Consider the following 12,269-nt stretch of genomic DNA (forward strand, 5'->3'; position numbering starts at 1 on the left):
CACTGGACGGACGGCGGCCGGGCCCCTAGGGTGCCCGGCCGTCGTGAACAGCGGGCGACTAGGAGATTTTCACCGGGTTCACCACGTCCGCGATGAGCACGAGGATCGTGAAGCAGATGAACACCCCGGCGACGACGTAGGCGAGCGGCATGAGCTTGGCGACGTCGAAGGGCCCGGGGTCGGGGCGGCGCAGCACGCGCGCGAGACCCCGCCGCAGCGATTCCCAGAGCGCGCCCGCGATGTGTCCGCCGTCGAGCGGGAGCAGCGGGAGCATGTTGAAGAGGAACAGGGAGAGGTTGAAGCCGGCGACCAGCATGAGCGCCATGGCGAGCTGCTGGGAGGCGGGGATGTCGAGGGTGAAGATCTCGCCCCCGACGCGGGCCGCGCCGACGACGCCCATCGGGGAGTCGGCCTCGCGCTTGCCCCCGTCGAACGCGGCGTCCCACAGCGCGGGGATCTTGCCGGGGAGGGCGACGATGGAGTCGGCGGCCTCGCCGACGCGGTCGCCCATCCAGGTCACGGAGTCGCCGAAGTCCTGCTTGACGATGCCGGTGGCGGCGCTGAAGCCGAGGAAGCCGGCCTTGACGAACTGGCCCTGGACGATCTGGCCGTCGGAGTCCTTCTTGGCGACCTGGTTCTCGGCGATCGTCGCGTGGAGGGTGACCTCCTTGCCGTCGCGCTGGACGACGATCGGGACGGTCTTGTCGGCGCTGGCGCGGATGAGGTCGGAGAGGGAGTCCCACTTCTCGGTCCGTACGCCGGCGAAGGAGACGATCTTGTCGCCCGCCTTGAGGCCGGCGGCGGCGGCCGGCGAGGGCGCGTCCCCGGCCTTGCAGGTGTCGCGGTTCTCGCTCTGGTTGATGACGCACTGGGAGACCGAGCTGACGGTGGTGGTCTGCTGGGAGATCCCGAAGCCCATGAGGACGGTGAGGAAGAGGACGACCGCGAGGATCAGGTTCTGGACGGGGCCGGCGGCCATGATGATGACGCGCTTCCAGGGCTTGCGCGTGTACATCATCCGCGTCTCGTCCCCGGGGCGGATCTCCTCCATGGAGGCCGAGCGGGCGTCCTCGATCATCGTGCGCCACGGGGACGTGGACCGGGTGGAGACGCGGCCGTCCTCGCCGGGCGGGAACATGCCGATCATGCGGATGTAGCCGCCCATGGGGATGGCCTTGACGCCGTACTCGGTCTCGCCCTTCTTGCGGGACCAGACGGTCGGTCCGAAGCCGACCATGAACTGCGGCACGCGGATGCCGAAGAGCTTGGCGAAGGTGAAGTGCCCCAGTTCGTGCCACGCGATCGAGAACAGCAGCCCGAGCACGAAGACGACTATGCCGAGGATCATCATCAGAGCGGTCATGCGCGAGCCTCCGCGGTCGCCGTCAGTTCTCTGGCCCGGGCCCGTGCCCAGGTCTCTGCTTCGAGGACGTCCGCCACGGTGAGTGAAGTTCCCGGCACGCCGTGTTCTTCCACCACACGGGTGACGGTCTCCATGATGCCGTTGAACGGCAGCGCGCCCCTGCGGAACGCCTCCACGCTCTCCTCGTTGGCGGCATTGAACACCGCCGGGGCCGTCCCCGCGAGCTCGCCCACGTGCCGGGCGAGGTTCACCGAGGGAAAGGCTTCGTCGTCCAGCGGGAAGAACTCCCAGGTGGACGCCTTGCTCCAGTCGAAGGCGGGCGCCGCGTCGGGGACGCGCAGGGGCCAGCCGAGCCCGATGGCGATGGGCCCGCGCATGTCGGGGGGTGTCGCCTGGGCGATCGTCGATCCGTCCGTGAACTCAACCATCGAGTGGACATACGACTGGGGATGCACGACCACCTCAATGCGGTCGAAGGGAATGTCGTAGAGGAGGTGCGCCTCGATGACCTCCAGTCCCTTGTTGACCAGGGTCGCCGAGTTGATCGTGATGACCGGGCCCATCGCCCAGGTGGGGTGCGCGAGGGCGTCCTCGACGGTGACGTGGGCCAGCTGCTCCTTCGTCCGCCCCCGGAACGGCCCGCCGGAGGCGGTGACGACGAGCTTGCGGACGTCGGCGCGGGTGCCCGAGGCGAGCGACTGGAACAGGGCCGCGTGCTCGGAGTCGACGGGGATGATCTGACCGGGCTCGGCCAGCGCCTTCACCAGGGGGCCGCCGACGATCAGCGACTCCTTGTTGGCCAGCGCCAGCGTGCGGCCGGCCTCCAGGGCGGCGAGCGTGGGGGCGAGGCCGATGGAGCCGGTGATGCCGTTCAGGACGGTGTGGCAGTCGGAGGCGGCGACCTGTGTGGCCGCGTCCGGGCCGGCCAGGATCTCGGGCAGCGGTTCGCCGTCGCCGTACTCGGCCGCGAGGGCTTCGCGCAGGGCCGGGACGACGTCCTCGCGGGCCACCGCGACGGTCCGCACCCGCAGCCGGCGGGCCTGCTCGGCGAGCAGGGCGACCCGGGCGCCGTGCGCGGACAGGGCGGTCACCCTGAAACGGTCCGGGTTGCGCAGGACCAGATCGATGGCCTGGGTGCCGATCGACCCGGTGGAGCCGAGGATCACCACGTCCTTGGGCCCGTCGCCCGCGACGGGGTCGAAGACGAGATGTGGATCGGCGAGAGGGGCTGGACTGTCGGTCATCCCCCCATTGTGGCCGCATCGGCTGTGCGGGCGGACCTCCCCCTCACAAGGGTGTGATGCGTATGACCGTTTATGAGTTTCTGGTGAAGATCGTGTGATAGGACTTCTTCTCGCATACGACATCCAGGGGGGATCTCTTCCATGCGCGTGAAGCACCTTTGTGCTGCTTTCGGCGGCGCCGCTCTGCTCTTCGGCACCGCTTTCTCGACCCCGGCCCAGGCGGCCGGCGGGGGCGTCGAGCTGTACCACGTCTGGTTCGACAGCCCCGGCAAGGACACCCGCACCAACGCGAGCCTCAACGCGGAGTGGGTCCAGATCAAGAACACCAGCAAGAGGGCCGTCAACGTGAAGGGGTGGGTCCTCAAGGACGCCTCCAACCACAAGTACGTCTTCAAGAACATCACCGTCGGCGCGGGCCGGACCGTCAAGGTCCACACCGGCTCCGGCAGGGACACCGCCGCCGACACCTTCCAGAACCGCAAGGCGTACGTCTGGAACAACGACGGTGACACCGCGACCCTGACGAGGGCGAACGGGTCGAAGGTGGACTCGTGTTCGTGGACGAAGAGGACGAAGGACCACAAGTGGTGCTGAGGTCCTGAGAGTTGGGGCACGGCGATGATGCCGTGCCCCGACTCCGTTCACCGGATCGGCCGGTGGACGTTCTCCTTCGTGGACGGTCCCGGTGTGGCGTCCGCGATCCAGGGGCCCTCGCCCGAGGGGTCGACGATGCCGGACTCCAGCCACTCGTAGGCGCCGCCGAGGACGCCCTTGACGACCTTGCGGTCCACGTCGTCCGTGTTGGCCCACAGGCGGCCGAAGAGTTCGTCGACCCGGAGGCGGGACTGGCGGCAGAAGGCGTCGGCCAACTGGTACGCCTCGCGCCCGTGTTCACCGCGGGAGCGCAGGTGTTCCGCGCGCACGCAGGCCGCGCTCATCGCGAACAGCTCGGCCCCGATGTCGACGATCCGGCCGAGGAACCCCTGTTTCGTCTCCAGCCGACCCTGCCAGCGGGACATGGCGTAGAAGGTGGACCGGGCGAGCTTGCGGGAGTGGCGCTCGACGTACCGCAGGTGCGCGGCGAGGTCGATACCGTGCTTGAAGTCGTCGTAGGCGGTGGGCAGTTGGCCCGCGCCGAGGACGAGTTTCGGCAGCCAGCGGGCGTAGAAGGCGCCGGCCTGCGCGCCCGCCCTCGCCTTGTCGCCGAGGGACTTGTCGGGGTCGATGAGGTCGCCGGCGACGGAGAGGTGGGCGTCGACGGCCTCGCGGGCGATGATGAGGTGCATGATCTCGGTCGAGCCCTCGAAGATGCGGTTGATGCGCAGGTCGCGGACCAACTGCTCGGCGGGCACGGCCCGTTCACCGCGCGCCCGCAGCGACTCGGCGGTCTCGAAGCCGCGTCCGCCGCGGATCTGGACGAGTTCGTCGGCGATGAGGCAGCCCATCTCGGAGCCGTAGAGCTTCGCGAGGGCGGCCTCGATGCGGATGTCGTTGCGGTCCTCGTCGGCCATCTGCGAGGAGAGGTCGACAACGGCCTCCAGGGCGAAGGTCGTTGCGGCGATGAAGCTGATCTTCGCGCCGACCGCTTCGTGCAACGCGACGGGTTTTCCCCACTGTTCACGCGCCCCGGACCACTCGCGGGCGATCTTCAGGGCCCACTTGCCGGCGCCGACGCACATCGCGGGCAGGGAGAGCCGGCCGGTGTTGAGGGTGGTGAGCGCGATCTTCAGACCGGCGCCCTCGGGGCCGACGCGGTTCGCGGCGGGCACCCGTACCCGGTGGAAACGGGTGACGCCGTTCTCGATGCCGCGCAGGCCCATGAAGGCGTTGCGGTGCTCGACGGTGATCCCCTCGGAGTCCGCCTCGACGACGAACGCCGTGATGCCGCCCTTGTGCCCCTCGGACACCGGGACGCGGGCCATGACGACCAGCAGATCGGCGACGACCCCGTTGGTGGTCCAGAGTTTCACGCCGTCGAGGACATAATCGTCCCCCTCAGGTATGGCTGTCGTCGCGAGGCGGGCCGGGTCGGAGCCGACGTCCGGTTCGGTGAGCAGGAACGCGCTGAGGGCGGTCGTCGCGCAGCGCGGCAGGAACGTGTCCTTCTGCTCCTGGGTGCCGAAGATCTTCAGGGGCTGGGGGACGCCGATCGACTGGTGTGCGGACAGGAGCGCGCCGAGCGCGGGGTTCGCGGAGCCGACGAGGGCGAGGGCCTTGTTGTAGTGGACCTGGGTGAGTCCGAGGCCGCCGTACTTCGTATCGATCTTCATGCCGAGCGCGCCGAGGTCCTTGAGCCCGTTCACCGTCTCGTCGGGGATGCGCGCCTCGCGTTCGATGCGGGCGGAGTCCACCTTCGTCTCGCAGAAGTCGCGCAGCGCCGTGAGGAATTCCTCGCCGCGGCGGGCGTCGTCGTCGGGCGGGACGGGGTGCGGGTGGATCAGGTCGAGGCGGAAGCGGCCGAGGAAGAGTTCCTTGGCGAAGCTGGGTTTGCGCCAGTCCTGTTCCCGGGCCGCCTCGGCGACCTGCCTGGCCTCGCGTTCAGAAACGGAGGAGCCGGAGGAGCCGGACGGCTGTGCGTGTGGTGCGGACATGAGGATCACCTCGCCGCGGATCGGGGTGTTCGGGACGTCTGGTTACCGATCGGTTCTACTGGATCGTTTACCCGATAACGGCCGCCCCGACCACCCTTCGCGCGGCCGCCCGGCCCGCTCCGGAGTGATAATCGAAGCGCTTCGACAACCTATGGACACCCGTCCCCCACTGAAGCTACTGTCAAAGCACCCTCTCACCCGCCCTGTTCGCAACGCGCACTGTCGAAGCGCTTCACAAAGCTTGGAGAGCTGGATGGTCACCCTCGCCGAGGTCGCCCAGCACGCCGGAGTCTCGGCGAGCACGGTGAGCTATGTCCTCAGCGGAAAGCGGTCGATCTCCGCGACCACCCGGCAGCGGGTCGAGCAGAGCATCCGGGAGCTGGGGTACCACCCGAACGCGGGCGCGCGGGCGCTGGCGAGCAGCCGCTCGAACATCGTCGCGCTGATGATCCCGCTGCGCACCGACATGTATATGCCGGTGATGATGGAGATCTCCATCGCGGTGGCGACGGCCGCGCGCGGCTACGGCTACGACATCCTGCTGCTGACCGGCCAGGAGGGCCCGGACGCGGTGCGCAGGGTGACCGGCAGCGGGCTGGCCGACGGGATGATCCTCATGGACGTCCAACTCGACGACGAGCGGCTGCCGTTGCTGCGCACGACCAAGCGTCCGTCGGTACTGATCGGGCTGCCCGCCGACCCCTCCGGGCTGACCTGCGTCGACCTCGACTGGAGCGCGACGGGCGCGCTGTGCGTCGACCACCTCGCGGGGCTCGGGCACCGGGACATCGCCGTCATCGGCGAGGCGCCCGGCGTCTACGAGCGGCACACCGGGTTCGCGGTCCGCACGCTGGACGGACTGCGGGAGCGGGCGCGGGAGTTGGGCGTGCGGGCGCTGCACCGGCCGTGCGAGGCCGGGTACGACGCGCTCGCGGCGACGCTGGCCCGGATCTTCGACGAGCGGCCCGCGACGACGGGGTTCGTCGTCCAGAACGAGTCGGCGGTCGAGCCGCTGCTCTCGCTGCTGCGCCAGCAGGGGCGGGCGGTGCCGGAGGACGTGTCGGTGGTCGCGATCTGCCCCGACCAGGTGGCGACCCAGGCCCCGGTCCGGCTGACGTCGGTGGCGATCCCGGCGGCCGAGATGGGGCGGCGGGCGATGGAACAGCTCGTCGCCAAGCTGGAGGGGCGGGGCAGTGCCGAAGTGGCGCTGATCGCCCCGGAGTTGACGGTCCGGGCGAGCACGGGTCCGGGCCAGGTCTGACGCACTGTCACTTCTGTTTACCGGGCGCCTTGTCGAAGGCGTCCACAGGTCCGCACGCCTCCCTTCAGGAGCCGCCTCATGACTCTGCCTGTCGACAAGCCGCTCACCGAGACGCCGCCCAAGGTCAGTCTGGCCCAGTCCTCCCCCACCGTCGGGACGTTCCGTGAGCGCGGTGGCGCGCTGGAGTGGAGCGGCCGGCAGGAGACCGTACGCGTCGAGCCGTGGGGGCCGGACGCCGTCCGGGTGCGGGCCAGGCTCGGCGGGCCGGTGCTGCCGGAGCTGCCGGGGGCCCTCCTTGAGACGCCGCCGCCGTCCGAGTCCGTCGTCAAACTCGCCGAGGGCGTGGGGCGGTTGACGGTCGGCGCGCTGACCGTCGAGGTGAGCGGCGAGGGGCTGATCCGGTTCCTGTCGACCGACTCCGGCGAGGAGATCCTCGCCGAGGAGCGGGCGCACTTCTGGTGGCCGGGCTCGCGGCTCTACACGGCCGTCGGCAACGGCTACCACCGGCTGGAGCAGCGGTTCGCCGCCTACGACGACGAGCGGCTGTACGGGCTCGGGCAGCACCAGCACGGGAAGTTCGACCAGAAGGGTCTGGTCCTCGACCTGGTGCAGCGCAACGCCGAGGTCAACATCCCGGTCCTGACGTCGAGTCGGGGCTACACGCTGCTGTGGAACAACCCGGCGGTCGGGCGCGTGGAGCTGGCGCACAACGGGACGCGGTGGGTCGCGGACTCGGCGCGGCAGATCGACTACTGGATCACCGCCGGCACCCCGGCCGACGGGCAGCGGCGCTACAGCGCGGTGACCGGGCGCACCCCGATGCTGCCGGAGTGGGCGGCCGGGTTCTGGCAGTGCAAGCTGCGCTACCGCACGCAGGACGAACTCCTGGGCGTGGCACGGGAGTACAAGCGCCGGGGGCTGCCGCTGGCGGCGATCGTGTGCGACTTCTTCCACTGGACGCACCTCGGGGAGTGGAAGTTCGACCCGGCGGAGTGGCCCGACCCGGCCGGGATGGTCCGTGAACTCGCCGAGATGGGCGTCAAGTTGGTCGTCTCCGTGTGGCCGTCCGTGTCGCCGCTGTCGGAGAACCACCCGGTGATGGAGCAGCGCGGGTACTTCATCGGCACGCAGTACGGGCCGATGGCGCACGCCGACTGGCCGGACAAGGGCGTCGCCTCGACCGTGCAGGTCGCCTTCTACGACGCGACCAACCCCGAGGCGCGGGAGTTCGTGTGGTCGCGGATCCGCGACAACTACCTCGCCCCGTACGGGATCACGGCGTTCTGGCTGGACGCGTGCGAGCCGGAGCTGAAGCCGGGCTTCTCGGAGAACCTGCGGTACTGGGCGGGGCCGGGACTTGAGGTCGGCAACCTCTATCCGCTGGAGAACGCGCGGGCGTTCGCGGAGGGTCTGGGCGCGGAGGGCGAGGAGGTCATCACCCTCAACCGGTCGGCGTGGGCGGGCAGTCAGCGCTACGGGGCCGCGCTGTGGTCGGGCGACATCGGCACGGACTTCCCGACGCTGCGCCGGCAGATCGCCGCCGGGCTCAACACCGCGCTGTCCGGCATCCCCTGGTGGAACACGGACATCGGCGGCTTCCACGGCGGCGACCCTGACGACCCCGCGTACCGCGAGGTCATGGTCCGCTGGTTCCAGTTCGGGGCGCTGTCGCCGCTGATGCGGCTGCACGGGTTCCGTGACCCGGGGATGCCGCTGGGCCCGGAGATGACCGGCGGGCCCAACGAGATCTGGTCGTACGGGACCGAGGCGGCCACGATCATGGCCGAGTACCTGCGGCTGCGCGAACGGCTGCGGCCGTACGTCCTCGACGTCATGCGCGAGGCCCACGAGGAGGGGCTGCCGCCGATGCGCCCGCTGTTCCTGGAGTTCCCCGAGGACCGGGCGAGTTGGGGCGTCGACGACACGTACCTCTTCGGCCGCGACCTGCTCGTCGCGCCGGTCCTGACGGCCGGGGCGACGACCCGCACGGTGTACCTCCCGGCGGGGGCGCGGTGGACGGACGCGTGGACGGGCGCCGCGTACGAGGGGGGTGCGACGGTGACCGTCGACGCGCCGCTGGAGCGGATCCCGCTGTTCCTGCGGGACGGGGCGCGGTTGCCGATCGCGCGGTAGAAGGCGCGTGACGTGAGAAGCCGGCCCTCGTCCTCGCGGACGGGGGCCGGCTCGTTCTCCGGGTCGGTCAGCTCTCGCAGACCGACGGCAGCGCCCGGACCAGGGCCTTCGTGTGGAGGCGGTCCAGGTGGCGCTCGTGGCGGACCTGGGCGGCGGAGACAGCCAGCTCGGGGTAGCAGAGGAAGGACGCGCGGTCGTCGGCGGTCGCGGCGAGCGCCTTGACCAGCTCGGTGTTGATCCGGTTGATCTCGACGCGGACGACGCTGAGGTCGGGGCGCGTGGTGGGCGCCTCGTCCGGGTGGTCGGTCCAGCGCTGGAAGAGGGCGCGCTGGACCAGCTTGTTGGCCTCGATCTGGTCGCGGAAGACCGCGCGGACGGCGTCGGGGTCGGCGCCGAGCTGCTGAGCCTGCGCGGCGACCGTGTCGAGGACCTGCTGCTCGCGGGCCGGGTCGTCGATGGGGCTGCTGGTGCCGAACTTGGCGGCCGCGACCAGGTCGGCGGTGGCCAGGCGCTGGGCGGCGAGGTCGGCGATGGTGTGGAGGGTGGGGGCGTCGGCCGTCGCGGTGTCCGCGGTGGCCGTGCGGGAGGCCGCCTGGGTCGCCGGAGCCGCGACCGCGGTGCCGGTCGCCCCGAGGGCGACGGCCGCGGCCACGGCCAGCGTGGTCAGGGCGCGGCGTGTGGGGGTGGTGTTGTGCATACCCTCATCAAACCCTGCCCCGGCCATGGTTTGGTCAACTACTGCTGACGGTCAGGTTGTTTGTCGTAAAGTTCAGACCACCGGACGAGCTGGTGATCTCGTACCCGAACTGCACGTCACCGATGGTGACGTTGCCGAACCAGCCCTTGGTGTCCTTGATCCACTTCAGGATCGGCAGGATCTGGACGGTGCCGGAGGTCGAGTTCGAGGTCCGGATGAACGAGAAGACCTGGTTCGCGCCGTTGGTCCCCTTGTAGACGGACCAGGAGTGCCCGCCCAGCGTCACGTTGCCCTGGGCGGTGCCCAGCGGCCCGACCGCCCCGGTCTTGTTGACCCAGAGCATGATCTCGTACGCGTGGTTGGTGTCCCAGATGTCGTACGACGTGTTGTACGCGCCGGACGACGGGACCGAGACGTTGTAGCTGCTGTTCAGCGAGCCCAGCGAGGTGATCGTCTTGTTGATCGCCTTCGTGGAGTTCGGGTACGACTTGATGCCGCCGGTGTTGGGGTGGTTGGCGTTCACGCCCCAGTTGGTGCCGGAGTTGGCCCAGAAGCACTGGCTGCCTGCGCCCGAGCCCCAGATGTTGTTGTAGAGCGTGTAGCCGTTGAGGTTGGTGTTGCCCCACTGGTCGCAGGTGCTCCAGACGGCCGCCGAGGCGGGGGCGGAGGCGACGCCGACGGTGACGCCGAGCGCCAGTGCGGGGGCGATCAGGACCTTGACGGCCCGGGTGAGTGTGCGGGATGCCATGGTGTCCCTTTCCATGGGTGGGGGGAAATACCGTGTTTTCCGGGGGAGTTACCACGTCCCCAGGGTGAGGACGTGGTCTTCTCCGGCGACGAGGGCAAGCTCTCGTACGCCGGTGGAAGTCCGCAGCTCCACACGGAGCGTGCGTGTCGGCCGGACGACGGCCCTGGCGCCGTCCGTGTCCCAGTCGAGGTCGATCTCCGCGCCGAACCTCGTCCGCACGCCCCGGAGTCGGCCCTCGGCGAGCGCCGGCGCGGGTGCGGGGAGGAGGACGAGGCGGGTGGGGGTCGACTGGATCAGCGCCTCGATGAGGACGGTCGGCAGGGTGTGCGCGGCGTCCGCGTTGTAGACGTGGCGGTGGGGGTAGTGGGCGCTCATCAGGGAGGCGTGGAAGAAGTCGCCGTCCAGGACGGCCGCGAGGGCGTTCCCGACGCGGGCACCGTCCCTCAACCGGGCGGCGATCAGGGCGTGGTGGAGGTGGCCGTGCGCCGAGTCGTTCTCGGCGCCGCGCAGTTCGAGGGCCCGGTGGGCGGCCTCGGCGAGGTCGGGGGTGTCGTAGGGGGTGATCTCGTCCAGGGGCCAGACGCCGTAGAGGTGGCTCAAGTGGCGGTGGTCGTAGGTGTCTTCGAGCCCCGGCCAGGCCCATTCGGCGAGCGCGCCGTCCGCGTTGACCCGGTGGGGCGGGAGGCGGTGGGCGAGGGCTCTCCAGCGGGCGGCGCGGGCAGGGTCTTCGGAGTGGTGGTCGGCTGCTGCGAGGAGGGCGTGGCGGGCGGCCGAGAGGTCCATGGCCGCGTTGAGCGCGCCCCAACTGCCGTTCGCGGGGCGGTTCTCGGGGGAGTACGAGGGGACGACGACCAGTTGGCCCCGGTCGTCGGTGCGGGTCAGGAAGTCCTCGTAGAACTCGGCGAGTTCGGCCAGTGCCGAGGCAGTGCGGGGGTCTCGGGTGCCGGTCGTCTCGTCGTGGTCGACGAGGGGCTTGAGGAGCCAGTCCGCGCCGGCCGTCCAGAGGTGGAGGGGGTAGGCGCGGTTGAAGTGGAAGGAGTGGCCGGAGGTGCCGTCGGTGTGGGCGGGGGCGACGATGCCCCGGGTGCCGAAGACGGCTCGGGCGTTGGCGCGCCAGTCGTCGAGCTGACCCTCGATCAGGTTGCGCAGGGCCGCGGTCACTTCGGGGAGGGCGGCGCTCGCGGCGGACGACGTCTGGAGGTTGAGGTTGGCGTCGAGGGTGAACGCGCCGGACCAGGCGGTGTCCCAGTCGCCGGTCCACAGGCCGGTGAGGCGGGGCGGGAGGGCGCCGGAGGAGGAGAGGAGGTGGTAACGGCCGGCGGCGAAGAGGCGTTCCAGGAGGGCGGGTTCGGCCGGGGATTTCAACAACTCCGAGCCGGGGAGGGCGCGTTGGCTGGGGTCGGCGTGCAGGTCGAGGGCGACGCGGTGATAGGCGTCGCGGTGTAGGGGGAGGTGGCGGGCGAGGAGGGCGGTGTAGTCGGCCGCCTCGGGGAGTGCGGGGTCGGTGGCGTGCCGGTGGACCCGGGTGAGGAGCAGGGCCGCTTCGGCGCCCTCGACACGGACTCCCGTCGTGGTGAGGGAGATGGTGCCGCCGGTGACGAGGAGTCGGGTGCGGCCGGTGTACGTCTCGGTGCTGCCGGGGTAGCGGGCGCGGAGGGTGAGGAGGGCGCCGTCGGGGGTGAGGGCGGTGGTGTGGGAGACCGTCAAGTCGTCGGGGGCGCCGGGGAGTCGGTGGTCGAGGGTGAGGTCGAAGGTCAGCGCGGGGGCGGTGATCTGCTGGACGATCACGTCGTCGGCGCGGGAGACGAAGGCGCGGCTCGTCCAGTCGGCGTCGGTCGCGGTGGTCTCGCCGGTCGTGAAGTCGACGGTGCGGCGGTAGCCGTGGGTGGGGGCGGGGGCGTCGCGCCGGACGCGGGTCTGGAAGGCGGGGTGGAAGGGCTGGACCCACCGGAGGGGGCGGTGGTCGGTGAAGTCCTCGGCGGCGGTGAGGTCTCCGGCCAGCAACCGGTCCTGGACGCCCGCGAGTTGGCCGGCCAGTTCGGGGGCGCGGGCGTGTTCGGAGCCGTTGGGGCGGACGAGGGTGTGGTGGGTGACGATCACCCGGTCGTCGCGGGGGTCGCCGAGGACGAGGGCGCCGTGGTGGCCGTTGCCGCTGAGGTAGCCGTCCTCCCAGCGGTCGGCGGGGGCGGGTTCCCAGGTGCCGTGGGCGGGGTCGTGGTGGGACATGCCGCC

At 70.7% G+C, this 12,269-nt stretch carries 9 protein-coding genes; 3 read left to right on the forward strand and 6 right to left on the reverse strand.

Annotated elements, in window-relative coordinates; translation table 11 throughout:
- Positions 1-58 precede the first annotated feature (58 nt).
- Positions 59-1,363 carry a M50 family metallopeptidase gene (locus IAG44_RS10670; RefSeq protein ID WP_187746898.1) on the reverse strand — a complete coding sequence of 435 codons (1,305 nt, stop codon included), beginning with the start codon at positions 1,361-1,363 and terminating at the stop codon, positions 59-61.
- The gene (dxr, locus tag IAG44_RS10675; RefSeq protein ID WP_187746899.1) at positions 1,360-2,607 is read right to left on the reverse strand and encodes a 1-deoxy-D-xylulose-5-phosphate reductoisomerase; all 1,248 of its coding nucleotides are present in this window, start codon (positions 2,605-2,607) and stop codon (positions 1,360-1,362) included. Before dxr ends, IAG44_RS10670 begins: the two co-directional genes overlap by 4 nt.
- Positions 2,608-2,748: 141 nt before the next feature.
- On the opposite strand from dxr, the gene IAG44_RS10680 reads away from it, so the two are divergent.
- Complete coding sequence (locus IAG44_RS10680; protein WP_187746900.1) at positions 2,749-3,201, forward strand: lamin tail domain-containing protein; 453 nt, start codon at positions 2,749-2,751, stop codon at positions 3,199-3,201.
- A gap of 47 nt (positions 3,202-3,248) precedes the next feature.
- Here IAG44_RS10680 and IAG44_RS10685 read toward each other — a convergent pair whose 3' ends face one another.
- Entirely contained in the window at positions 3,249-5,198 is a 1,950-nt protein-coding gene (locus IAG44_RS10685) for an acyl-CoA dehydrogenase family protein (RefSeq protein ID WP_187746901.1), read from the reverse strand.
- A 253-nt stretch (positions 5,199-5,451) separates the two neighbouring features.
- Between IAG44_RS10685 and IAG44_RS10690 the strand changes: the two genes are divergently transcribed.
- Together IAG44_RS10690 and IAG44_RS10695 are read left to right on the forward strand one after the other, a co-directional pair.
- The gene (locus IAG44_RS10690) at positions 5,452-6,459 is read left to right on the forward strand and encodes a LacI family DNA-binding transcriptional regulator (RefSeq protein WP_187746902.1); all 1,008 of its coding nucleotides are present in this window, start codon (positions 5,452-5,454) and stop codon (positions 6,457-6,459) included.
- A 78-nt stretch (positions 6,460-6,537) separates the two neighbouring features.
- Positions 6,538-8,592, forward strand: coding sequence for a glycoside hydrolase family 31 protein (locus tag IAG44_RS10695; protein ID WP_187746903.1), 2,055 nt, complete (start codon positions 6,538-6,540; stop codon positions 8,590-8,592).
- Positions 8,593-8,659: 67 nt separating this feature from the next.
- Here IAG44_RS10695 and IAG44_RS10700 read toward each other — a convergent pair whose 3' ends face one another.
- The 3 genes from IAG44_RS10700 to IAG44_RS10710 are packed head-to-tail and all read right to left on the reverse strand — an operon-like array spanning position 8,660 to position 12,263.
- Positions 8,660-9,289 carry a chorismate mutase gene (locus tag IAG44_RS10700; protein ID WP_187746904.1) on the reverse strand — a complete coding sequence of 210 codons (630 nt, stop codon included), beginning with the start codon at positions 9,287-9,289 and terminating at the stop codon, positions 8,660-8,662.
- A 34-nt stretch (positions 9,290-9,323) separates the two neighbouring features.
- A complete protein-coding gene (locus tag IAG44_RS10705) occupies positions 9,324-10,037 on the reverse strand; it encodes a glycoside hydrolase family 12 protein (protein WP_187746905.1) in 714 nt (237 codons plus the stop codon).
- A 48-nt stretch (positions 10,038-10,085) separates the two neighbouring features.
- Positions 10,086-12,263: a glycosyl hydrolase family 95 catalytic domain-containing protein gene (locus IAG44_RS10710; protein WP_187746906.1), complete on the reverse strand. Its 2,178-nt coding sequence runs from the start codon at positions 12,261-12,263 to the stop codon at positions 10,086-10,088.
- Positions 12,264-12,269: the final 6 nt, after the last annotated feature.

It is taken from the genome of Streptomyces roseirectus, from assembly GCF_014489635.1.
GTDB lineage: Bacteria > Actinomycetota > Actinomycetes > Streptomycetales > Streptomycetaceae > Streptomyces > Streptomyces roseirectus.